Source organism: Cupriavidus malaysiensis (assembly GCF_001854325.1).
In the GTDB taxonomy this organism is placed as follows: domain Bacteria; phylum Pseudomonadota; class Gammaproteobacteria; order Burkholderiales; family Burkholderiaceae; genus Cupriavidus; species Cupriavidus malaysiensis.
In genome coordinates this window covers 2,637,173-2,659,723 of the sequence record NZ_CP017754.1, presented here as the reverse complement: position 1 = coordinate 2,659,723, position 22,551 = coordinate 2,637,173, and the positions used below count along the sequence as shown (strand labels likewise).

Genomic DNA, 22,551 nt, shown 5'->3' with positions numbered 1-22,551 from the left:
AAATGACGAAGGCTGCACCGGAACGAGGCCTCGTGCCTCGTTTTTTGTGTTCGCCCCACACGGTGGGGGATCCTCCGGTAGTGCCTGACTTTTTGGCGTATGATGCGTTTGAAGCGTTTTCTCCGCGGCGGCCCGCTGCCGTGGCGCGCACACTGCTAATGTGACTGATTCCTATGGCGGATAAAAAAGGTTCATCCAGCGAGAAGCTTCTGTATTGCTCGTTCTGCGGCAAGAGCCAGCACGAGGTCAAGAAGCTGATCGCGGGCCCGTCGGTGTTCATCTGCGACGAATGCATCGACCTGTGCAACGAGATCATCCGTGACGAGGCGACGGCATCCGAGAAGGACGCCGCCGCGGCCACGCGCTCCGATCTGCCCACGCCGCACGAGATCCGCGAAAGCCTGGACCAGTACGTGATCGGCCAGGAGCCGGCGAAGAAGATTCTGGCAGTGGCGGTGTACAACCACTACAAGCGTCTCAAGCACCTCGGCAAGAAGGACGACGTCGAACTTTCCAAGAGCAACATCCTGCTGATCGGGCCGACCGGCTCGGGCAAGACGCTGCTGGCGCAGACGCTGGCGCGGCTGCTCAACGTGCCCTTCGTGATCGCCGATGCCACTACGCTGACGGAAGCCGGCTACGTGGGCGAGGATGTCGAGAACATCATCCAGAAGCTGCTGCAGAACTGCAACTACGAGGTCGAGAAGGCGCAGCGCGGCATCGTCTACATCGATGAGATCGACAAGATCTCGCGCAAGTCCGACAACCCCTCCATCACCCGTGACGTATCGGGCGAAGGCGTGCAGCAGGCGCTGCTGAAGCTGGTCGAGGGCACCATGGCTTCGGTGCCGCCGCAGGGCGGGCGCAAGCATCCGAACCAGGACTTCCTGCAGGTCGACACGACCAACATCCTGTTCATCTGCGGCGGTGCCTTCGACGGCCTCGAGAAGGTCATCATGCAGCGCTCCGACAAGACCGGCATCGGCTTCGGTGCCCAGGTGCAGAGCAAGGAAGAGCGCGAGGCCTCCGAGGTGCTGCCCCAGGTCGAGCCGGAAGACCTGATCAAGTTCGGCCTGATCCCCGAACTGATCGGCCGTCTGCCGGTGGTGGCGACGCTGGCCAAGCTGGATGAAGCGGCGCTGGTGCAGATCCTGATCGAGCCGAAGAACGCGCTGGTCAAGCAATACCAGAAGCTGCTGGCGATGGAAGGCGTCGAGTTGGAAATCCGCCCGGCGGCGCTGACGGCGATCGCGCGCAAGGCCATCCGCCGCAAGACCGGCGCGCGCGGTCTGCGCTCCATCCTCGAGCAATCGCTGATGGATGTGATGTACGACCTGCCCAACTACAAGGGTGTGCAGAAGGTGGTGATCGACGAGAACACGATCACCGGCGATGCACCGCCGCTGCTGATGTACGAGGAGCAGCCCAAGGTGGCCGGTTCCAACTGATGTTGCGACGGCCGGCAGCGGATTTGCCGGCTAGCGCCCCGAAAGGCCGTTCGCGAGAAGCGAGCGGCTTTTTTTCTTCATTTCCGTCCACGTCTGGGAGAAAACGCGGGTATGCTGTTTCAAAGGGGGGCTTGCAAGTGCGTGGAGAAGCATTTGCGTGCAGTATCGGAATGGATGCGGAATCGATGGCCTGCCATCTTGTAATCGATTCATGCGGCCCAATTTACGCCTTAAATGACTGACTGGGGATAATGATGTCCGGAACACAACTCCTCCCGGCTGAGCCGATTCGCCTGCCACTGTTGCCGCTGCGCGACGTGGTGGTGTTTCCGCACATGGTGATCCCGCTGTTCGTGGGACGCCCGAAGTCCATCAAGGCGCTTGAGACTGCGATGGAGTCGGGCAAGAGCATCATGCTCGTAGCCCAGAAGACGGCGGCGAAGGACGAGCCGACCGCGGACGACCTGTACGAGGTCGGCTGCATCGCCAACATCCTGCAGATGCTGAAGCTGCCCGACGGCACGGTGAAAGTGCTGGTCGAAGGCACGCAGCGCGCAAATATCCGCGAGGTGAGCGAGGACGAATCGCACTTCATGTGCGAGGCCGTGCCCGTGCCGCCCGCGCCCGTCGAGAGCGCCGAGACCGAGGCCCTGCGCCGCGCGATCGTGTCGCAGTTCGACCAGTATGTGAAGCTGAACAAGAAGATCCCGCCCGAGATCCTGACCTCGCTGTCCGGCATCGACGAGCCGGGCCGCCTGGCCGACACCATCGCGGCCCACCTGCCGATCAAGCTCGAGCAGAAGCAGAAGATCCTGGAGATGGTCAATGTGACCGAGCGCCTGGAAAGCCTGCTGTCGCAGCTCGAGGGCGAGATCGACATCCTTCAGGTCGAGAAGCGCATCCGTGGCCGCGTCAAGCGCCAGATGGAGAAGAGCCAGCGCGAGTACTACCTGAACGAGCAGGTCAAGGCTATCCAGAAGGAACTGGGCGAGGGCGAGGAAGGCGCCGACCTGGAAGAGCTCGACAAGCGCATCAAGGCGGCGCGCATGCCGAAGGAAGCCAAGAAGAAGGCCGACGCGGAGTTCAAGAAGCTCAAGCTGATGTCGCCGATGTCGGCCGAGGCCACCGTCGTGCGCAACTACATCGACACGCTGGTCAACCTGCCGTGGCGCAAGAAGAGCAAGGTCAACAACGACCTCGCCAATGCCGAGCGCGTGCTCGACGAAGACCACTATGGCCTGGAGAAGGTCAAGGAACGCATTCTCGAGTACCTCGCGGTGCAACAGCGCGTGGACAAGGTGAAGGCGCCCATCCTGTGCCTGGTCGGCCCCCCCGGTGTCGGCAAGACCTCGCTCGGGCAGTCGGTGGCGCGTGCCACGAACCGCAAGTTCGTGCGCATGGCGCTGGGTGGCGTGCGTGACGAGGCCGAGATCCGCGGTCACCGCCGTACCTATATCGGTTCCATGCCGGGCAAGATCCTGCAGAGCCTTTCCAAGGTCGGCGTGCGCAATCCGCTCTTCCTGCTCGACGAGATCGACAAGATGGGCATGGATTTCCGCGGCGATCCGTCGTCGGCGCTGCTCGAGGTGCTGGATCCCGAACAGAACCACACCTTCCAGGACCACTACGTGGAGGTCGATTTCGATCTGTCCGACGTGATGTTCGTGGCGACGTCCAACTCGCTGAACATCCCGCCGCCGCTGCTGGACCGCATGGAGGTGATCCGCCTGTCGGGCTACACCGAGGACGAGAAGGTCAATATCGCCCAGCGCTACCTGCTGCCCAAGCAGATCAAGAACAACGGCCTGAAGGTGGGCGAGATCGCTGTCGCCGAAGATGCGATCCGCGACATCATCCGCTATTACACGCGCGAGGCCGGTGTGCGCTCGCTGGAGCGCGAGATCTCCAAGATCGCGCGCAAGGTGGTCAAGCTGCTGCTGCTGAAGAAGGAGTCGGGCACGGTGACCGTGGAAGCGGCCAACCTCGACAAGTTCCTCGGCGTGCGCAAGTACGACTTCGGCCTGGCCGGCAAGGAAAACCAGGTAGGCCAGGTGACCGGCCTGGCGTGGACCGAGGTGGGTGGCGATCTGCTGACCATCGAAGCCGCCATCATGCCGGGCAAGGGCAACATCACCCGCACCGGTTCGCTGGGCGACGTGATGAAGGAGTCGGTCGAGGCAGCCCGTTCGGTGGTGCGTTCGCGCGCACGCCGCCTGGGCATCGCGGATGAGATGTTCGAGAAGCGCGACATCCACATCCACGTGCCCGAAGGCGCCACGCCCAAGGACGGTCCGTCGGCGGGCGGTGCCATGACCACGGCCCTGGTGTCGGTGCTGACCGGCATCCCGGTGCGCGCGGATGTGGCCATGACCGGCGAGATCACGCTGCGCGGCGAGGTGCTGCCGATCGGCGGCCTGAAGGAGAAGCTGCTCGCGGCGCATCGCGGCGGCATCAAGCTGGTGCTGATCCCGGAAGAGAACGTCAAGGATCTGGCGGACATTCCGGACAACGTCAAGAACAGCATCGAGATCGTTCCGGTGCGCTGGATCGACAAGGTGCTGGAACTGGCGCTGGAGCGCAAGCCGGAGCCGCTGCCGGAAGAAGAGGCCAAGCCTGCCGAGGTGGCCGACAAGGCCGCCGCCAAGGTGGAGATGATCCATCATTGAGGCGTGACGCCTGCGCCGCTGCGCAGGCGCACAGGCAGCCGGCAAGACGCCGCGGGACATCCCGCGGCGTTTTTTCTTCGGGGGCTTGGCAAAGCCGAAAAACCTGTATTACAATCGCGCCCTCGCAACGCAAACAGCGGTAAGTGCTCCGAAACGTGCGCGGCGAATCCAGCAGGTCCAGATGCCTGCAACGAGGCGAACGGGTGCTTAGCTCAGCTGGTAGAGCGGCGCCCTTACAAGGCGTAGGTCGGGGGTTCGAGCCCCTCAGCACCCACCACCGTTTCCTCGTTGTGCAAGGCAACTTGACCTAAATGGCCACATGGGGGTATAGCTCAGCTGGGAGAGCGCTTGCATGGCATGCAAGAGGTCAGCGGTTCGATCCCGCTTATCTCCACCAGGTTTTCTGTCCGAGGGGTGACCCTGGCGTGAATCGAGAAGCCCGACGGTTTCGCGATGGCAGGCCGGAAAGGGAAACGCCCGAGGGCATCAAGTCTTGCAGTGCTTGATCCGCGAGGATGAAAGCTGCACCGACGCGGAGCGGTAGTTCAGTCGGTTAGAATACCGGCCTGTCACGCCGGGGGTCGCGGGTTCGAGTCCCGTCCGCTCCGCCAGATTCCGGAATCCCCCGAGGGCGCAAGTCCTCGGGGGATTTTCTTTTGTACGGGCCGGATGCGGCCCGCGCCAGTCTAGAAATGATGCCATCGCGGTCCTTGCCGCTCGGCAGCGCCTGTGCGATCTGGACGGGCATCGGCACGGTCGGCACGGTGGCGTTCGGCATCCTCGGTTCGGCGAGTCCGCCAGCCTTGCCAGGCTGGCCTGCGTCGTGCTGATCGTGACAGGCATCGTCGGCCTGAAGGTGGCGGCCGCGGCGGCCTGAGTGGCGGCGCCGGGGCTGCGCGCCCGCCACAGTCCCGGCGGCAGCACCGCCTGCGTGTTCGTGTGTGCGCGCGTGTGTGTGATGTACCCGTGACGTCCGAATGGCTTGAGGGATTGCCACTCCTGCTAGAATCCCGAGGTTTGTCTCTCTTGACTCTCGAGCCAACCCCATTTCCGAGTGAGCATGCTTGATTTCGTACGCAATAACCGGCGCTTGATGCTGCTGCTGCTGCTGGTGATCATCTTCCCGTCGTTCGTCTTCTTCGGCGTGGAGAGCTATTCGCGCTTCATGGACAGCTCGCACGACGCGGCCAAGGTGGACGGCCGCACCATCAGCGTGCAGGAGCTCGACAACGCCGTGCGCGATCAGAGCGAGCGCATGCGGGAAGCGCTGGGCGCCAGCTACGACGCGCGTATGTTCGAAGGTCCCGAGGCGCGCAAGCAGGTGCTGGACCAGCTGGTGCTGCAGCGTGTGGTCTCCGACGAGGTGGCACGCGAGAACCTGACGGTTTCCAATGCCCGGCTGGTCGAGACGATCAGCAGCATTCCCGCCATCGCCCAGTTGCCGAAGAAGGCCGATGGCTCGATCGACGACAAGGCCTACCTGCAGCTGCTCGCTGCCCAGGGCATGACGCCCGACCAGTTCGACGCGCGCATGCGCTTCGAGCTTGCCACGCAGCAACTCAGCGGCGCGGTCAGTGGTACGGCCTTCATGCCGAAGTCCCTGCTGGAACGCCTGCTGGCCATCCGCGACCAGCAGCGTGACGTGCAGGCGCTGTTGCTGAAGCCGTCCGACTACACCGCCAAGGTCAAGGTCGACGATGCGGCGCTGAAGACATACTACGAAGCCCACCAGGGCGACTACTCGGTTCCCGAGCATGCCAAGGTGCAGTACCTGGCGCTGTCCGCCGATGCCTTGGCCGCTGCGCAGCAGGTGTCGCCGGACGAGCTCAACTCGTACTACCAGAGCAATCTCGCGCGCTTCCGCACCGATGAGCAGCGCCGTGCCAGCCACATCCTGATCGCCGCGGCGAAAGATGCCCCGGCGGCCCAGCGCCAGGCAGCGAAGGAAAAGGCGGAGAAGCTGCTGGCCGAACTGCGTAAGCATCCGGATACCTTCGCCGACGTGGCGCGCAAGGAATCGCAGGATCCGGGTTCGGCGGCCAAGGGCGGCGACCTGGGCTTCGTCGGCCGCGGCACCATGGTCAAGCCGTTCGAGGACGCCATGTACGCGCTGGCCAAGGACGGCGACATCAGCGACGTGGTCGAGACCGACTATGGCTACCACATCGTCAAGCTGACCGGCATCAAGCCGGCCGAGACCAAGCCGCTGGATGTCGTCAAGCCGGAGCTGGAAGCGGAACTGCGCAAGCAGCTGGCCGCGAAGAAGTACGCCGAGATGGCCGATGCGTTCGGCAACATGGTCTATGAGCAGTCCGACAGCCTCAAGCCGGCCGCCGACAAGTTCCACCTGACCGTGCAGAGCGCCGACAACGTGACGCGCCAGCCGAACCCGGCGCTGGGTGCGAGCAACCCGCTGAACAACGACAAGCTGCTCAAGGCGCTGTTCAACGACGACGCGATCAAGAACAAGCGCAATACCGAGGCGGTGCAGGTCGGCCCGAACACGCTGGTGTCGGCACGCATCGTCGACTACCAGGCGGCCTCGGTGCGCAAGTTCGACGACGTGCAGGCCAAGGTGCGCGAGGACTACATCGCGCAGCAGGCCGCCGAGCTGGCCCGCAAGGACGGCGAGGCCCGCCTGGCCGAACTGCGTAAGAGCGGCAGCGCTGAAGGCTTCGGTGCGCTCGCCACGGTTTCGCGTACCAAGGCAGAAGGCCTGTCGCCCAAGGCGCTCGAAGCCGTGATGCGCGTCGATACGTCCAAGTTGCCCGCCTTCGCCGGCGTGGACCTGGGTCCGCAAGGCTATGCCGTCTACCGTGTCGCCAAGGTCAGCCAGCCTGCCAAGCCCGATCCCGCGCAATTGCAGGCGGCAGCGCAGCAGATCGCGCAAGTGGCCGGCCAGGCCGAGCTGGGCGCCTACTATGAAGCGCTGAAGGCACGTTCGAAGGTCAAGGTGCTGCATTCAGCCGGCACGCAGGAGCAGGGCGCCGGCAACTGATCCGGTGCATCTGGCGGCAGGCTGCCGCGTCTCGCGTCCGCGCTAGCGGATCGCCAAAGGACAATCCCCCGCCGGCCTGGTGCCCGCGGGGGATTGTCTTTTTCGGGGAGGCGGCGGTGGCGGTGGCGCGGCCTTCCCATGCGCGGTCCGTCGGCTAGCGACCGGCGGCGGCCCCGACGGCTTACCCTTTACCGGCGCGCCGAGGTCTTCTGCGGGCGGGCGCCAGGCTGCAGCAGCGGTGCCAGCTGCGGCCAGACGGTGTCCAGCAGGGCGGCCTGCGCGGCAGCGGTCGGGTGCAGGCGGTCCCGCTGGAACCAGTCCGGGCGATCCACGATTTTCTCCAGGAAGAACGGCACCAGCGGCACGCGGGTTTCCTCGGCCAGCCGCGTATAGACCGCGTGGAAGCGCTCGGCGTAGTCCTGGCCGTAGTTGGGCGGGACGCGCATGCCGACCAGCAGCACGCTGGCGCCGGCCTGGCGGGCGCTGTCCACGATGCTGCGCAGGTTGGCCTCGGTGTTCTGCAGGGGCAGTCCCCGCAGCGCATCGTTGGCGCCGAGTTCGACCACCACCACGGCCGGCCGCTCGCGGGCCAGCAGGGCGGGCAGGCGCGTCTTGCCGCCTACCGTGGTCTCGCCGCTGACGCTCGCATTGACGACGCTATAATCGAGCCGTTGCGCCCGCAGCCGGTCTTCCAGCAGCTTGACCCAGCCGGTGCCGCGCGCGATACCGTATTCGGCCGACAGGCTGTCCCCCAGCACCAGCAAGGATGGCGCGGCCACCGCCGTGCTGACGGAGGCGGCCAGCGATACCAGCCCCAGGCCGGCCACCAGCGCGATCCTGCGCAGTTGTCTCCAGATCGAGTTGCCCATGTCCTCACCTATCCTTGCCGTGGCTTCGCTTGGAAAGACCGTGGCCGATGCCACGGGTTCTCTGACGATTCTGCATGACGTGTCGTTTTCCGTCACGCGCGGCGAGACGCTGGCCATCGTCGGAGCCTCGGGTTCGGGCAAGTCCACGCTGCTGGGCCTGCTGGCCGGCCTCGACCTGCCCAGTACCGGTTCGGTACGCCTGCACGGGCAGGACCTGTTCGCGCTGGACGAAGACCAGCGTGCGGCGCTGCGCGCGCGCCATGTGGGCTTCGTCTTCCAGTCTTTCCAGCTCGTCGGCCACCTGACCGCGCTGGAGAACGTGATGTTGCCGCTGGAACTGCGCGGTGAGCGCGAGAGCGTACGGGAGCGCGCGCGCGACATGCTGGCAAGGGTGGGCCTGTCGGCGCGCCTGCACCACTATCCGCGCACCCTGTCGGGTGGCGAGCAGCAGCGCGTGGCATTGGCGCGTGCCTTCGTCACGCGGCCGGAGATCCTGTTCGCCGACGAGCCGACCGGCAGCCTCGATACGGCGACCGGCGAGGCCGTGATCGCGCTGATGTTCGAACTGAACCGGGATGCGGGCTCGACGCTGGTGCTGGTGACGCACGATCGCTCGGTGGCGGCACGCTGCGGCCGTATCCTGACCATCGACGCTGGGCGCGTGGCCAGCGACGAGTGGATGGCCGCCGAGGTCTGATGCCTCGCTTGCCTGGCGCGCCGCGCGCCGCGGTGTAGCCACGCCGCCCATCCTGCCGCGCGTGCGCCAAGGCGGCGCGGAAGCAGGCTCAGGCGCTGCCCAGCGCCGCGCGGGCGCGTGCGATGAGCGTGGTGGTGGAAGCGTCGTGGGGAGCGGTGGCGGCGCCGTTCAGTTCGGCCTCGATCGGGCGTGCCAGCAGCTTGCCGAGTTCGACGCCCCACTGGTCGAAGGAATTGATATTCCAGATCACGCCCTGCACGAAGGTCCGGTGTTCGTATAGCGCGATCAGCGCTCCCAGCGTGTGCGGGGTCACGTCCTGCATCAGCAGGGTGTTGCTGGGGCGGTTGCCATCGAACACCATGTGCGAGACGCAGGCATCGTCTGCCGTGCCGCCGGCGCGGACTTCTTCGGCGGTGCGGCCGCGCATCAGCGCCTCGGCCTGGGCGAAGCAGTTGGCCAGCAGCTTGGCGTGGTGCCCGGGCAGCGCGCGCGGCGGCCGCAACGGCGCGATGAAGTCCACCGGCACGATCTGCGAGCCCTGGTGGATCATCTGGAAGTAGGCGTGCTGGCCGTTGGTGCCGGCGCTGCCCCATACCACCGGCGACGTGTGGGCGTGGACGCGCCGCCCGTCCAGCTGGACCGACTTGCCGTTGCTCTCCATCTCCAGCTGTTGCAGGAAGGCCGGAAACAGTTCGAGCGAAGTCGAGTAGGGCGCGAGGCAACTGGTCGACATGCCGCAGAAATTGCGGTACCAGATGCCCAGCATCGCCATCACGACCGGCATGTTGGCCGGCAGCGGGGCCGTGCGGAAGTGTTCGTCCATGGCGCGCCCGCCGGCCAGCAGTTCGGCGAAGGCATCGTAGCCGAGCGCCAGCACGATCGACAGGCCCACCGAGGACCAGAGCGAGAAGCGTCCGCCGACCCAGTCCCAGAATTCGAACATATTGGCCGGGTCGATGCCGAAGGCGCGCACGGCCTCCACATTGGTCGAGACCGCGACGAAATGCCGGGACAACTGGTTTTCCGCGACGCCGTTGTCGAGGAACCAGCGCCGCGCGCTGCCGGCGTTGGCCATGGTCTCCAGCGTGGTGAAGGTCTTGGAGCAGACGATCACCAGGGTGTGTTCGGGGTCGACGCGCGACAGGGTCTCGGCCAGCTCGGTGCCGTCGACATTGGAAACGAAGTGCAGGCGCAGGCGATTGCCCGGCAGGTGCGCGAGGGCCCGGCAGACCATGCGTGGTCCCAGGTCCGAGCCGCCGATGCCGAGATTGATCACATCGGTGATGCGCTTGCCGCTGGCGCCGGTCCACTGGCCGCCGCGCACGCGTTCGGAGAAATCGCGCATGCGCTCGCGCACTGCCTGGATCGCCGGCATGACCGGGGCGCCGTCGACCTGGTAGCCGGCCTCCGGCAGGGCGCGCAGCGCCATGTGCAGCGCGGCGCGGTGCTCCGTCGCGTTGATCTGGTCGCCAGCGAACATGGCGTCACGGCGCTCGTTGAGCCCGGCCTCGTCGGCCAGCTGCATCAGCAGGGCGAGCGTCTGCGGCGTGACGCGGTTCTTGGCGTAGTCGAGGTACAGCCCTGCGGCTTCCAGTGAGAACTGTGCGACGCGCTGGCCGGCATCGGGCGCGTCGAACCAGTCGCGCATCTGCTGCTCGCGAATGGCCTCATGGTGCTGCTGGAGGGCGTCCCAAGCGTGAAGATTTGTGGGCATGCGTGGCAATCAGTGGCTTCGGGCCCGCTGCGCGGGCGCTGTGGTTGCATCGCCAAGTATAACGTGCGTGCGCGTGGCGCAGAGGTGACTCGCCCGCCTACTCGCACCCGACCATCGGAGGGGCCGTCCTCAGCGCCGGGACTGCCAGCGCGTCGCGGCCGCCCGCAGCAGCGGTTCGCCGCCGGCCACGCACAGGCCGCCGAGGCAGATCACGCCGATGCCCAGGGCCGTCGTCCAGTCCGGCAATTGTTCGAAGGCGAGGTAGCCGATGGTCGTGGCCGACAGGATCTGCAGGTAAAGGAAGGGGCTCAGGAACGATGCGTCGGCATACTGGAAGGCGCGGATGACAAAATAGTGGCCGAGCGAGCCGGTCAGGCCGGCCGACAGCAGCAGTGCGCACTGGGCGGGCGTCGGCATGGTCTCGAACCAGAAGGCGGGCACCAGCAGGGAGGTCAGGCAGGCGCCTGTCACGCCGCTCCAGATCAAGGTGGTGAGCGGCGCATCATGCGCCGCGATGCGCCGGGTCAGCATCTGCATCAGCGCGAACACCAGGGCCGAGAAGAGCCCCAGCGCGATGCCGACCGGGCTGAGCTCGCCGCCGGGGCGCACCACCACCAGCATGCCGGCGAAACCCACCGCCACGCCGGCCCAGCGGCTCCAGCGCGCATGGCGCCCCGGGCGTTCTCCCAGCAGCCACGGCGACAGCGCCACCACGAACAGCGGGGCGCAGAAATTCAGGGCAGTGGCCTGCGCCAGCGGCATCAAGCGCAGCACGCTGAAGAAGACGACGGTGGAAACCAGCATCAGCCCGCCGCGCAGCCACTGCAGGCCGGGGCGCGCGGGCCGCCACTGCCGGCGCCAGCCGGCCGGTCCGAGCAGCAGGAAGACCGCCGCGACATGGCCGACGTAGCGTACCCAGGCAACCGCCATCACCGGCAGGCCCTGCTGCGTCAGCGTCTTGCTGGTAGCGTCGAGCAGACTCAGCACCCATTGCCCGATCACCAGCAGCGCGATGCCTGTCAGCAACTGGCGCCGCGCGGGGCTGCTCAGGGAAATGTCGCCGGCGCCGCTCATGCCCGCACGGGCTCCCGCAGCAGTGCATTGAGGATGGCGCGCGCGGGCAGGTAGAGTTCACTGGCGGTCAGGCCGGCAGGGCCTTCGCCGGCGGCTGTCAGACGGTCGGCGGCGCGGCCGTGGATCCAGGTGCCGGCGCAGGCGGCCTGCGTGGCGGACATGCCCTGCGCCAGCAGCGCGCCGATCATGCCGGCCAGCACGTCGCCGGTGCCGGCGCTGGCCAGGCCGGCATTGCCGCTCGGATTGAGCGCCGGTACGGCGCCGTCGGTCCCCGCGATCACGCTGCCAGAACCCTTGAGCACCACCGTGGCCTGCCACTGCGCAGCCAATGCCCTGGCAGCCGCCAGCCGGTCGCGCTGCACCGCCTCGACGCTGCTGCCGAGCAGGCGCGCGGCTTCCAGCGGATGCGGCGTCAGCACGCGGGGCGATGCCAGTGCCCGCAGCGCCTGCGCTGCGCCGGCATCGGCGGCCAGCATGTTCAGGGCGTCCGCATCGAGCACGAGCGCCGCCTGCAGTCCGGCGAGGGCATGCAGCAATTGCGTGAAGTGTTGCCGCGAGGTGGCGCCGGCACCCATGCCCGGCCCGATCACCAGGGTCGACATGGCGGCGAGGTCCAGGTCGGCCAGCGCGTGCAGCATCAGTTCGGGATGCATGGGGTCGAAGGCCGGCGCCGAGGGCGCGAGGAAGCCGATATGGACGCGGCCGGCTCCCAGGAACTGTGCCGCGCGCGCGCCCAGCAGCGGCGCACCCACCATGCCGGCGTTGCCGCCGATGATCGCCAGCGAGCCGAAGGTGCCCTTGTTGCTGTCGTGGCGCCGTGCCGGCAGAGCGGCGGCGAACACGGCGGGTCCGTTGATCCAGGCCGCCGGCAGGCCAGGCGGGGGATAGGCCAGGCCGAGCGGCGCGATATCGACCGCGCCGGCGCGGTCGCGCCCGTCCAGGGTCAGCAGCCCCGGCTTGGCGGCGAGGAAGGTGAGGGTGCGCGCCGCCTGCACGGCCGGCTTGCCGGCACCGGTGTCGGCGAACAGGCCGCTGGGCACGTCGAGCGCGAAGACCGGCAGGCCGGAGGCGTTGACGTGGGCGATCCAGTCGGCGATGCGTCCGCCGGCCGGGCGGTTCAGGCCGATGCCGAGCAGGCCGTCCAGGATGGCCGCCGTGCCGGCCGGCCAGTCGGGCAGTGCGCCCGGCTGCGCAGCCGCATCGGTGCCCACCTGTGTGCCGAACTCGCGCAGCGGCACCCCGGCCGCGCGCGCCTCCTGCCAGGCACGGCCGGCGTCGGCCGGCAGCTTGAGCGGATCGGCGGCCAGCCAGGCCTCGACCTGCCGGCCGGCGCGGTGCAGGACGGTGGCCGCCACCAGGGCATCGCCGCCGTTGTTGCCGGGGCCTGCCAGGCACAGCAGCGGGCCTTGCGGCATATGCCGCGCCAGCCAGCCGGCGGCGGCGGTGCCGGCACGCGCCATGAGCGTGAAGGGCGGCAGCGCGGCCTGTGCGGCGTGCTCGATGGCACGCACGCCGGCCGTGTCGTACAGCGGGATGCGGGTGGCGCTGGCAGCGTCGAGCGCGAACCAGTCGTCGGTGGCGGTCGGCGCGTGGGACATGGCGGGCCCGTGCTCAGGCCGCCGGGCGCACGATCGCTTCCAGCGCCAGGGCGATGCCCAGCAGCCCGGCGTCGTGCAGCGGACCGTGCGACAGCATCAGGCCGACCGGCAGTTCGCCGGCCGCGTGGCAGGGCAGGGAGATCGAGCAGCCGTCCAGGAAGTTGAAGGCGGAGGTGTTGCGCAGCAGCAGGCCGTTGGTGCGGAAGAACAGCGCATCGTCGGCGAGCAGCGGATCCAGCGGTGGCGCCACCATCGGCACGGTCGGACAGACGATGGCGTCGAAGCCGGCCAGCCGCGCCTGCACGCGGGCGATCCAGTCCAGGCGGGCGCGCATCAGGTCGACGTAGTCGGCAGCGCTCATGGCGGCGCCGCGCTCGATGCGCATGGCCACGCGCGGATCGTACTGGGCGCGCCGGGTGGCCAGCAGGTGGCGATGGATCGACCAGGCTTCGGCAGCGGTGAAGCCGCCCGCGGCATTGAGCCCCGGCAACTCCTCGAGCTCCGGCAGCTCGATGTGCTCGATGCGCACGCCGGCCGCCGACAGGCGCCCGAGCGCGCGGTCGAAGGCCTGCGCCACCACCGGTTCCAGGTCATCCTGCAGGTATTGCCGCGCGACCGCCAGGCGGATGGCCGCCGGAGCCTTGCCGATCGGCATGGCCGGGGTGTCGGCCAGCACGCTGTCCACCAGCACGCAGCCGCTCACGCTGCGCGTCATGGCGCAGGCGGTGTCCAGCGTGTACGAGAGCGGAAAGGCGCCGGTGAGCGGGACGCGGCGGGTGGTCGGCTTGAAGCCGGTGAGACCGCACAGTGCCGCCGGGATGCGGATCGAGCCCCCGGTATCGCTGCCGAGCCCGGCGACTGCCAGCCCCAGCGCCACCGAGACGGCGGCACCCGAGGAGGACCCGCCGGGAACGCGCGCGACGGCGGGGTCGAGCGGATTGCGCGGGGTACCGAAATGGGGGTTGATGCCGACGCCGGAAAAGGCGAACTCGCTCATATTGGTGCGCCCCACCAGCGCGGCGCCGGCATGGCGCAGGCGTGCCACGACCGCCGCGTCCGCATCGGCCGGCGCGGCGTCGTCGCGCGCGATGGCGGCGGCCCGCGTGACCTCGCCGGCGATATCGAACAGGTCCTTGATGGACACCGGCAGGCCGGCCAGCGGATGCAGCGGCTGGCCCGCCAGCGCTGCGGCGTCGGCGGCGCGGGCCACGCGCAGGGCCTCGTCGAAACTGGTCTGCAGGAACACGGAGCGCGCGGCCGGTCCGGCGGCGGCGGCCTGGGCGGCTTCGACGATGGCGGTGCGGCTGGTGGTGCCGGCGCGCAGGCTGGCTTGCAGGGTATCGAGGTCGGGCAGCATCATGGCGGGAGAGCGGCAGGCGCGCAGGCCTGGATTGACGGGGCTCGCGGAACCGGAGCGGATCGGTCGAGTCTAGCGAGGTGCGCCAGCGTGCGCAACCATGCCCCGGGGACCGCCTGCCCGAGAGGGCTGGCAGCGGTGGCCCGCGGTGGTCATGTGGGCGAATTGCCAATAAACTGTCAAGAAAACTGCCGCCAATCAACGCTCGATCCACCCCCCAAGCCACCGTCAGCCTGCCACCGGTGCGGACGCCAGCGCCGCCACCAGTGCGCCGCCAGCGAGCCGCCGGCAGGCGGGTCCGGCCGGTGGTGCCGGCGGCAGTCCTTGTTTCCGCCTCGCGTGCCGGCATGGGCAGGCACGCCGCGCAGATCGCATTCAGGAGTATTTCGATGGCACGCAAGCCAGTCCAGGCCGACCCGGCCGCCGTCCCGGCCGTCACCCCGGAAGCGGCGCCCATCCCGCTGCAGCGCGCGGTGGGTCCCAACATCGTTTCCTCGGCCCACCTGGTCTCGGCGCGCAGCCCGGAACTGTCGGAGTTCGAGTTCGGCTTGAACACGGCCTACAACGCCTACAGTCGCTGGGTGGTGCGTTGCATGGGGGCGGCCGGTGTGCACGATCTGACCTTCCTCGACGTGCTGGTACTGCATCACGTCAACCACCGCGGCCGCGCCAAGCGGCTGGCCGACATCTGCTTCGTGCTGAACGTGGAGGACACCCATCTCGTCACCTACGCCCTGAAGAAACTGCAGGGCCTTGGCCTGGTGGCGGGGGAGCGGGTCGGCAAGGAGGCCACCTATTCGACCACGCTTGCCGGTGCCGAGGCCTGCGCCCGCTACCGCGAGATCCGCGAGCAATGCCTGACCAGCAATATGACGCCTGGCAGTGCCGAGAACGCGGAGATCGGCGAACTGGCGCGCCTGCTGCGCGTGCTGACCGGCCTGTACGAGCAGGCAGCGCGCTCCGCGACCTCCTTGTAGCAGAGCGGGCCGGGCGGTAACGCCGCGCCGGCCGCGACCGGCGCGACGGACGCGCGCGGAGCAGGGTGCAGGCGGAGGCGCGCCACACGGGCCCGGGCAGCAGTCAGCACGGGCGCGGGACGTTCCCTGCACATCCCTTCTCTGCGGACGGCCCGGCAGGCGGATCCGGGCAGGTCTGGATGCGTCGCCGCACTGCGGGAAACGCCCCTCGCTAAGGTATAATTCCATGCTTTCGCTGCCGGACGCCCCACTCAGCGGCGCCCGCCAGCTGCAGTCCACTCCTCCTACGCCTCCCGACCGCTCAGATCATGGCGCATTTCTCGTGCTTCCCCGGCGCTTTGGCGCTTTCCGCCTTCCGCCAGCAACGCCTGCTCACGGCCCTCAAGCAGATCGACGCCGACATCGAATCGGTGCACGGCCAATTCGTGCATTTCGTCGACAGCAACGCGCCGCTCTCGGTCGAAGACCAAAGCCGCATCGCAGCGCTGCTCACCTACGGCGCGCCGTTCGCCGCGCAGCCCGAGGGTGACCGCTTCGTCGTGATTCCGCGTTTCGGCACCATCTCGCCCTGGGCCAGCAAAGCTACCGATATCGCGCACAACTGCGGCCTGACGCACGTGCACCGCATCGAGCGCGGCATCGAGATCACGGTGGTCTGCAAGAAGGGGCTGCTGCGCGGCCGCAAGGCGCTGGACGCCGGCACGCGCGCGGCTGTCGCCGCCCACCTGTTCGACCGCATGACCGAGACCGTGGTGGCCACGCGGGAGGAGGCCGCCGGCCTGTTCGAGGAACTGCCGGCCAAGCCGCTGCGCTTCATCGACATCGCGGGCGGCCGCCCGGCACTGGCGCAGGCCAACGTGGAAATGGGCCTGGCGCTGTCGGAAGATGAGATCGACTACCTGATCGACGCCTACGCCAAGCTCGGCCGCAACCCGACCGACGTCGAACTGATGATGTTCGCGCAGGCCAATAGCGAGCACTGCCGGCACAAGATCTTCAACGCCACCTGGACCATCGACGGCGTGCAGCAGGACAAGTCGCTGTTCGCCATGATCCGCAACACGCACCAGCTCAATCCGCAGGGCTCGATCGTGGCCTACTCGGACAACTCGGCGGTGATGGAAGGTGACGTGGCCGAGCGCTGGTTCCCGCGCGGCGAGGGCCAGCAGTATGGCCGCCACCAGGCGCTCACGCACACCTTGATGAAGGTGGAGACGCACAACCACCCGACCGCCATCTCCCCGTTCCCGGGCGCCTCCACCGGCGCCGGCGGCGAGATCCGCGACGAGGGCGCGACCGGCCGCGGCGCCAAGCCCAAGGCCGGCCTGACCGGCTTCACCGTGTCCAACCTGATGCTGCCGGATGCGCTCGAGGCGTGGGAGAACGACCGCGATGCAGCCCAGCCGCTGGCGCACCGTAATCCGGACGACAAGCCGGGCGTGACCGGCAAGCCCGAGCGCATCGCCTCGCCGCTGCAGATCATGATCGACGGCCCGCTCGGCGGCGCCGCCTTCAACAATGAATTCGGCCGTGCCAACCTGGGCGGCTACTTCCGCGTCTACGAGCAGAACGTGGGCGGCACGGTGCGCGGCTACCACAAGCCCATCATGATCGCCGGCGGCATCGGCAACATCGACGCCAGCCACACGCACAAGGATGGCGTGCCGGCCGGCTCGCTGCTGATCCAGCTCGGCGGCCCCGGCATGCGTATCGGCATGGGCGGCGGCGCGGCCAGCTCGATGGCCACCGGCACCAATACCGCCGACCTGGACTTCGACTCCGTGCAGCGCGGCAACCCCGAGATGGAGCGCCGCGCGCAGGAAGTCATCAATGCCTGCTGGCAGCTCGGCGACGCCAACCCCATCCTGTCGATCCACGACGTGGGTGCCGGCGGTATCTCCAACGCCTTCCCCGAGATCGTCGACGGTGCCGGCCGCGGCGCACGCTTCGACCTGCGCCAGGTGCACCTGGAAGAGTCGGGCATGAGCCCGGCCGAGATCTGGTGCAACGAGTCGCAGGAGCGCTACGTGCTGGCCATCGCGCCGGATTCGCTGCCGCTGTTCCAGGCCATGTGCGAACGCGAGCGCTCGCCCTTCGCCGTGGTCGGCGTGGCCACCGAGGAAAAGCAGCTGCAGCTGGTAGATTCCAGCGTGGACGCCGCCCTCAAGGATCACTACGCCGTCGACATGCCGATGGACGTGCTGCTGGGCAAGCCGCCGCGCATGCACCGCGACGTCACCCACGTCGAGCAGGCGCTGCCGCCGGTCGACGTCACCGGCGTGGCGCTGGAGCAGGCTGTGCGCGACGTGCTGCGCCATCCCACCGTGGCCAGCAAGTCCTTCCTGATCACCATCGGCGACCGCACCGTGGGCGGCATGAACGCGCGCGACCAGTTCGTCGGCCCGTGGCAGGTGCCGGTGGCCGACGTGGCCGTGACCACGCTCGACTACAAGGGCCGCGCCGGCGAGGCCATGACCATGGGCGAGCGCACCCCGCTGGCCGTGATCGACGCGCCCGCCTCGGGCCGCATGGCCATCGGCGAGGCGCTGACCAACCTGGCCGCCGCCTCCGTCAAGGACCTGGGCAAGGTCAAGCTGTCGGCCAACTGGATGGCAGCCTGCGGCGTGGCCGGCGAGGACGCCAAGCTGTACGACACCGTCAAGGCGGTGGGCATGGACCTGTGCCCGGCACTGGGCATCAGCATCCCGGTGGGCAAGGATTCCCTGTCGATGCGCACCAAGTGGCAGGACGAGGGCGTGGACAAGGAAGTGGTGGCGCCGGTGTCGCTGATCATCTCGGCCTTCGCCGCCGTCGATGACACCGACCGCACGCTGACCCCGCAACTGCGCACCGATCAGGGCGAGACGGTGCTGATCGCCATCGACCTGGGCCGCGGCAAGAACCGCATGGGCGGCAGCATCCTGGCGCAGGTGACGCAGCAGGTCGGCGACAGCGCGCCGGACGTGGACAGCGCCGAAGACCTGAAGCAGTTCTTCAACGTGATCCAGCGCCTGAACCGCGAAGGCAAGCTGCTGGCCTACCACGACCGTTCCGATGGCGGCTTCCTGGCCACGCTGGCCGAGATGGCCTTCGCCGGCCACACCGGCGTGTCGCTCAATGTCGACATGCTGACGCTGGAGCCGGGCCAGGAACAGGACTACGGCGATGCCAAGAACTGGGCCCAGCAGATCGCCGAGCGCCGCAACGACCAGACCCTGCGCGCGCTGTTCTCGGAAGAACTGGGCGCGGTGATCCAGGTGCGCCGCGACGAGCGCGACGCGGTCTTCGCCGTGCTGCGCGAGGCGGGCCTGTCGGCCTGCAGCCATGTGGTCGGCAAGCCCAACACGAGCGACCAGTTCGAGATCTTCCGCGACGCCAAGAAGGTCTACAGCGCGCCGCGCAGCGAACTGCAGCGCAACTGGAGCGAAGTGAGCTGGCGCATCGCGCGCCTGCGCGACAACCCGGCCTGCGCCGACAGCGAATACGAACGCGTGCTCGACGCCGCAGACCCCGGCATCTCGCCCGTGCTGACGTTCGATCCGGCCGAAGACATCGCTGCGCCCTTCATCGCCAGCGGCGCGCGTCCGCGCGTGGCCATCCTGCGCGAGCAGGGCGTGAACTCGCAGATCGAGATGGCGTACAGCATGGACCGCGCCGGCTTCGACACCTACGACGTGCACATGAGCGACCTGATCGCCGGCCGCGCCAAGCTGTCCGATTTCACCGGCTTCGTGGCCTGCGGCGGCTTCAGCTACGGCGACGTGTTGGGCGCGGGCGAGGGCTGGGCCAAGACCATCCTGTTCAACGCGCAGATGGCGGAGCAGTTCGCCGCCTTCTTCAACCGCCAGGACACCTTCGCGCTGGGTGTGTGCAACGGCTGCCAGATGATGAGCAACCTGGCCCCGATCATTCCGGGCGCCGGTGCCTGGCCCAAGTTCACGCGCAACCAGTCCGAGCAGTACGAAGCGCGCTTCGTCACCGTGGAAGTGCAGTCCTCGCCGTCGATCTTCTTCGCCGGCATGGAAGGCAGCCGCATCCCCATCGTGGTGGCGCACGGCGAGGGTTTCGCCGACTTCTCGCAACAGGGCGACCAGGGCAAGGTCGACGTGGCGCTGCGCTTCGTCGACAACCGCGGCGCGGTCACCCAGACCTATCCGCTCAACCCGAACGGCTCGCCGGACGGCATCACCTCGGTGACCACCACCGACGGCCGCTTCACCGTGCTGATGCCGCACCCCGAGCGCGTCTTCCGCGCCGCCACCATGAGCTGGGCGCCGGACGCCTGGAAGCAGGTGGCCGACGGCGGCAGCCCGTGGATGCGCATGTTCCGCAACGCGCGCAAGTGGGTGGGGTAAGACAGTAGCGGCAGCTGGCAGCTGGCAGCTGTTGCGATTGCTGTTGGTATGACGCGGCGCCTTGATGGCGCCGCGTTGCCTTGAGGCTCAGGCCGCGTGCTTCAGCGGATGGACGTGCAACTCACCACGCCTTTGCTCGACGAGCCAGAGGTCATAGGCGGCTTGGTGCGCGAGCCAGGATTCGGCGCTCTTGCCGAACGCGATTTCCAGGCGCACGGCCATTTCCGGGCTGACTGCGGATTTGCCGTTGACGATTTCCGACAGCGTCTTGCGGGCCACTCCCAGTGCCTCCGCTGCGCGCGTGATGGTCAGGTCGAGCGGTTCGAGCCACAGATCGTGAAGGATTTCGCCGGGATGCGGCGGGTTGTGCATACGCATGGCGTGCCTCTCAGTGCTAGTCGACGTAATCGACGACACGGACGTGGTCGTCTTCGAAGCCGAAGATAACGCGCCAGTTCGCTTGCACCGTGACCGCGTTCAACGGCGAAAGCCGCTATACTTCCCACGCCCACTGCAACCACAGTGGCCGGGATTGGCGTCCCGAATACCAAGGCGGATGACCGCCCTCCGGCGGTTTTTTCGTCCGTCATGCCTTTGCTTGCCTTCTCTGGGCGGGCCCTGGCAGGGGAGCCTTCGGGCTCACCGGTCCCTTGGTACCGGCACGCCAACCCCGCCTTGCGCCCGCCCACCCCGATTGGCGTCGGGGAGCGGTGTCCGTCCCGCATACCAAGGAGGCAACACCATGCCCCAGTCTTCGCTCGCCCCTGTCGGGCAACGCATTTCCCACATCCTCCCGTTTCCCTATGTCGCACATCCCGGGAACACCCAAGCGCCCTGGCATTGCCTATCGTGCGAGGCCGACGCGACGCGGCCCGTCTGCCGTGTCCTGCGGGAGACGAGACATGGCTAAGACCCGGCTCGAACTGTTGTCCATGATGGAAGAGGCCGCGGGGCGCTGCACCGAGGCGGCCGAGGCCTGCGGGCACCTGCATGCGCTGCTGCAGGCCATCGCGGAATTGAGCGATGGCGATGCGGTGATTTCCGGCCTGGCCGACCTCGGTGCCGGCCTGGCCCTGGAACTGTCCGGGCGCATGCATGGCACGGGTGGCGCTCTGCAGGCGCGGGTGCGTATCGGCTGAGGCAGCCAAGGGCAGCAAGTTCCGCGGCGGCCCGGCAGGCCGCCGCCTTGTTTTCCATCAGGGCCGCCACCCATGGCCGCCGCCCATGCCAGCGCCGGCATCCCTGCCATGGTTGAAAGAAGCCCGGGAGCGCCGCGGAGACTGGATTCGATGTATTAATGGATATTCATTTAGAATCCGTTTTTTCCGATGCGGATTCTGATGCCTCGATCTCTCGGATGGCGGCCGGATTATCATGTCTCCCCCGTTGGACAAGGTCTTCCTTTCCCAATTAGGGTACGTGGTGGCGGCGAGGAGTGCGGTGAAAGTGCTGGGTGAAGCGATGGAAAATACCCTTCCGATAAATCCGTGCCGCGAGGTGTGGCTGCCGACGGCGTGGCGGGCTCAGCCGGCGCGGAACTGCAGGCTCCATGGCTGATAGAGGCAGCGCAGCGCACGCTTGGCGCCGATCACGCCGGCCGCCGCGGGCGCACGCCCGACGACCTGCAAGGTGGCCCAGCCCAGCCGTGCCACCTTGGCCTCGCCATAGCGATCGCGCGCCGGCAGCTGCCCGCGCCACGCCTTGCGGCCGGCCTGCAGTTGCGGCGGAATGGCTGTCGCCAGGGCGCAGTAGCCCCATCCGGCCGATTGCAGGCGCCAGATCTGCCAGGGCTTGCGCCGTGGCAGTGCCTGCGTGCCATCGCCGTGTGCGTCGACGGCGGTGCTTGGGCGTTCGGACCGCCGTGGGGCGGCTGGGCGTGGGGTGGCTGCGAAGAGAGAGCGCAAAGGCTTCCGCATATTCAGAACATTCATAGGTTGGTGGAGTCGTTTCCCGCTGGGGAGTGGCCAGGATTAATCCATACTATACCCCAGGTTGGCGTCATGCTTTCTCTCAAATGGTGTCGGGGGGCGGAAAGGGTGGGGTCTGACCATAATCGGATTTTTCTGATCCAATCTTAGGATTCGGCTGCTTTATCGGAATGTGCTTCGGTCGAGATAATGGGGTCCTCTTTCGGGAGAACCTCACTACCAACCTTCACAGGAGCACAATATGTCCAAGCAGATCCGCATGGCCCTCATCGCCGCCGCCGCCACCGCCGCCACCTTCGGCGCCAGCTCGGCCATGGCCGCCGACGGCACCATCAACTTCACCGGCAGCATCATCGCCGCCTCTTGCAGCCTCGTCGGCGGCAGCGGCACCAACGTGGGTGGCAGCCAGGGCAATCAGATCATCGACGTCAAGCTCGGCAAGGTCACCACTGACTCGCTGGGTGGCACCGCGGGCGGCAACATCATCGCCGGCACCGCGATCAACCTCGACCTGAACTGCGACAACTCCGCCCAAGGCCTGAACACGGTCAAGGTCCGCTTCGACCCGGTCTCCGGCTCGGGTATCGACAAGCACAACAACAAGCTGCTCGCCATCACCGGCCCGGCCACCGGCGTGGGCATCGGCTTGTACAACGGCAAGAACGAGCTGCTGGACCTGAGCGGCAACAGCGTGATCGAGGGTGAGCTGGCCAAGGACGGCGACAAGTACACGGCAAAGCTGGCCCTGCGCGCGGGCTACGTGAAGAACGGCGACGCCATCGGCCCCGGCGAGGCCAACGGCACGCTGCCCTTCACGCTGACCTACGAGTAATCCCCCCCAACCCTCCGGGCTGAGCGGGGGGCTCCGGC

The 22,551-nt window shown here is 67.8% G+C and carries 15 protein-coding genes, 3 tRNA genes and 1 pseudogene; 12 read left to right on the top strand and 7 right to left on the bottom strand.

What is annotated here, in order from left to right; genetic code table 11:
* The first annotated feature begins 173 nt into the window (after positions 1-173).
* The 7 genes and pseudogenes from clpX (at position 174) to BKK80_RS11660 (ending at position 7,112) form a co-directional block, all read left to right on the top strand.
* Positions 174-1,448, top strand: coding sequence for an ATP-dependent Clp protease ATP-binding subunit ClpX (clpX, locus tag BKK80_RS11685; RefSeq protein ID WP_071012917.1), 1,275 nt, complete (start codon positions 174-176; stop codon positions 1,446-1,448).
* Between the two features lie 254 nt (positions 1,449-1,702).
* Positions 1,703-4,114 carry an endopeptidase La gene (gene lon, locus BKK80_RS11680; protein ID WP_071016380.1) on the top strand — a complete coding sequence of 804 codons (2,412 nt, stop codon included), beginning with the start codon at positions 1,703-1,705 and terminating at the stop codon, positions 4,112-4,114.
* Positions 4,115-4,315: 201 nt separating this feature from the next.
* Positions 4,316-4,391: transfer RNA gene (locus tag BKK80_RS11675), tRNA-Val, on the top strand.
* Positions 4,392-4,435: 44 nt separating this feature from the next.
* Positions 4,436-4,511 (top strand) — tRNA-Ala (locus BKK80_RS11670).
* A 137-nt stretch (positions 4,512-4,648) separates the two neighbouring features.
* Positions 4,649-4,725, top strand: a tRNA-Asp gene (locus tag BKK80_RS11665).
* Positions 4,726-4,734: 9 nt separating this feature from the next.
* Positions 4,735-4,991, top strand: a pseudogene (locus tag BKK80_RS35525) (DMT family transporter).
* A 183-nt stretch (positions 4,992-5,174) separates the two neighbouring features.
* Positions 5,175-7,112, top strand: coding sequence for a SurA N-terminal domain-containing protein (locus BKK80_RS11660; RefSeq protein ID WP_071012915.1), 1,938 nt, complete (start codon positions 5,175-5,177; stop codon positions 7,110-7,112).
* 188 nt (positions 7,113-7,300) lie between these two features.
* On the opposite strand, the gene BKK80_RS11655 is transcribed toward BKK80_RS11660, so the two are convergent.
* Positions 7,301-7,981, bottom strand: coding sequence for an arylesterase (locus tag BKK80_RS11655; protein ID WP_071012913.1), 681 nt, complete (start codon positions 7,979-7,981; stop codon positions 7,301-7,303).
* Between BKK80_RS11655 and BKK80_RS11650 the strand changes: the two genes are divergently transcribed.
* The gene (locus BKK80_RS11650) at positions 7,980-8,678 is read left to right on the top strand and encodes an ABC transporter ATP-binding protein (RefSeq protein WP_071012911.1); all 699 of its coding nucleotides are present in this window, start codon (positions 7,980-7,982) and stop codon (positions 8,676-8,678) included. The genes BKK80_RS11655 and BKK80_RS11650 overlap by 2 nt on opposite strands.
* Before the next feature lie 88 nt (positions 8,679-8,766).
* On the opposite strand, the gene pgi is transcribed toward BKK80_RS11650, so the two are convergent.
* The 4 genes from pgi to BKK80_RS11630 all read right to left on the bottom strand — a co-directional run bounded on the left by pgi (position 8,767) and on the right by BKK80_RS11630 (position 14,421).
* Positions 8,767-10,392 (bottom strand): glucose-6-phosphate isomerase, encoded by a 1,626-nt coding sequence (gene pgi / locus BKK80_RS11645; protein WP_071069504.1) that lies wholly within the window; start codon positions 10,390-10,392, stop codon positions 8,767-8,769.
* 129 nt (positions 10,393-10,521) lie between these two features.
* Positions 10,522-11,466, bottom strand: coding sequence for a DMT family transporter (locus tag BKK80_RS11640; RefSeq protein WP_071069503.1), 945 nt, complete (start codon positions 11,464-11,466; stop codon positions 10,522-10,524).
* Positions 11,463-13,064: a bifunctional ADP-dependent NAD(P)H-hydrate dehydratase/NAD(P)H-hydrate epimerase gene (locus tag BKK80_RS11635; protein ID WP_071069501.1), complete on the bottom strand. Its 1,602-nt coding sequence runs from the start codon at positions 13,062-13,064 to the stop codon at positions 11,463-11,465. Before BKK80_RS11635 ends, BKK80_RS11640 begins: the two co-directional genes overlap by 4 nt.
* Positions 13,065-13,077: 13 nt before the next feature.
* Positions 13,078-14,421 (bottom strand): amidase, encoded by a 1,344-nt coding sequence (locus BKK80_RS11630; protein WP_071016378.1) that lies wholly within the window; start codon positions 14,419-14,421, stop codon positions 13,078-13,080.
* 389 nt (positions 14,422-14,810) lie between these two features.
* Between BKK80_RS11630 and BKK80_RS11625 the strand changes: the two genes are divergently transcribed.
* Together BKK80_RS11625 and purL are read left to right on the top strand one after the other, a co-directional pair.
* Complete coding sequence (locus tag BKK80_RS11625) at positions 14,811-15,398, top strand: winged helix DNA-binding protein (protein ID WP_071069500.1); 588 nt, start codon at positions 14,811-14,813, stop codon at positions 15,396-15,398.
* Between the two features lie 308 nt (positions 15,399-15,706).
* The gene (purL, locus tag BKK80_RS11620) at positions 15,707-19,753 is read left to right on the top strand and encodes a phosphoribosylformylglycinamidine synthase (protein ID WP_071069498.1); all 4,047 of its coding nucleotides are present in this window, start codon (positions 15,707-15,709) and stop codon (positions 19,751-19,753) included.
* An 87-nt stretch (positions 19,754-19,840) separates the two neighbouring features.
* Here purL and BKK80_RS11615 read toward each other — a convergent pair whose 3' ends face one another.
* On the bottom strand, positions 19,841-20,131 hold the full coding sequence (locus tag BKK80_RS11615) for a HigA family addiction module antitoxin (protein WP_071069496.1): 291 nt from the start codon (positions 20,129-20,131) through the stop codon (positions 19,841-19,843).
* 524 nt (positions 20,132-20,655) lie between these two features.
* On the opposite strand from BKK80_RS11615, the gene BKK80_RS11610 reads away from it, so the two are divergent.
* Entirely contained in the window at positions 20,656-20,892 is a 237-nt protein-coding gene (locus BKK80_RS11610; RefSeq protein ID WP_157903206.1) for a hypothetical protein, read from the top strand.
* A 384-nt stretch (positions 20,893-21,276) separates the two neighbouring features.
* Here BKK80_RS11610 and BKK80_RS11605 read toward each other — a convergent pair whose 3' ends face one another.
* On the bottom strand, positions 21,277-21,669 hold the full coding sequence (locus tag BKK80_RS11605) for a hypothetical protein (protein WP_236903666.1): 393 nt from the start codon (positions 21,667-21,669) through the stop codon (positions 21,277-21,279).
* Positions 21,670-21,922: 253 nt separating this feature from the next.
* Between BKK80_RS11605 and BKK80_RS11600 the strand changes: the two genes are divergently transcribed.
* On the top strand, positions 21,923-22,513 hold the full coding sequence (locus tag BKK80_RS11600) for a fimbrial protein (RefSeq protein WP_071069492.1): 591 nt from the start codon (positions 21,923-21,925) through the stop codon (positions 22,511-22,513).
* Positions 22,514-22,551: the final 38 nt, after the last annotated feature.

Bases quoted from the DNA above. Each gene is read 5' to 3' on its own strand.
- BKK80_RS11630 (WP_071016378.1), bottom strand. From the start codon at position 14,421: ATGCTGCCCGACCTCGATACCCTGCAAGCCAGCCTGCGCGCCGGCACC.
- lon (WP_071016380.1), top strand. From the start codon at position 1,703: ATGTCCGGAACACAACTCCTCCCGGCTGAGCCGATTCGCCTGCCACTG.
- BKK80_RS11625 (WP_071069500.1), top strand. From the start codon at position 14,811: ATGGCACGCAAGCCAGTCCAGGCCGACCCGGCCGCCGTCCCGGCCGTC.
- pgi (WP_071069504.1), bottom strand. From the start codon at position 10,392: ATGCCCACAAATCTTCACGCTTGGGACGCCCTCCAGCAGCACCATGAG.
- BKK80_RS11635 (WP_071069501.1), bottom strand. From the start codon at position 13,064: ATGTCCCACGCGCCGACCGCCACCGACGACTGGTTCGCGCTCGACGCT.
- BKK80_RS11600 (WP_071069492.1), top strand. From the start codon at position 21,923: ATGTCCAAGCAGATCCGCATGGCCCTCATCGCCGCCGCCGCCACCGCC.
- purL (WP_071069498.1), top strand. From the start codon at position 15,707: ATGGCGCATTTCTCGTGCTTCCCCGGCGCTTTGGCGCTTTCCGCCTTC.
- BKK80_RS11615 (WP_071069496.1), bottom strand. From the start codon at position 20,131: ATGCGTATGCACAACCCGCCGCATCCCGGCGAAATCCTTCACGATCTG.
- BKK80_RS11655 (WP_071012913.1), bottom strand. From the start codon at position 7,981: ATGGGCAACTCGATCTGGAGACAACTGCGCAGGATCGCGCTGGTGGCC.
- BKK80_RS11660 (WP_071012915.1), top strand. From the start codon at position 5,175: ATGCTTGATTTCGTACGCAATAACCGGCGCTTGATGCTGCTGCTGCTG.
- BKK80_RS11610 (WP_157903206.1), top strand. From the start codon at position 20,656: ATGGCTAAGACCCGGCTCGAACTGTTGTCCATGATGGAAGAGGCCGCG.
- BKK80_RS11605 (WP_236903666.1), bottom strand. From the start codon at position 21,669: ATGCGGAAGCCTTTGCGCTCTCTCTTCGCAGCCACCCCACGCCCAGCC.
- clpX (WP_071012917.1), top strand. From the start codon at position 174: ATGGCGGATAAAAAAGGTTCATCCAGCGAGAAGCTTCTGTATTGCTCG.
- BKK80_RS11640 (WP_071069503.1), bottom strand. From the start codon at position 11,466: ATGAGCGGCGCCGGCGACATTTCCCTGAGCAGCCCCGCGCGGCGCCAG.
- BKK80_RS11650 (WP_071012911.1), top strand. From the start codon at position 7,980: ATGTCCTCACCTATCCTTGCCGTGGCTTCGCTTGGAAAGACCGTGGCC.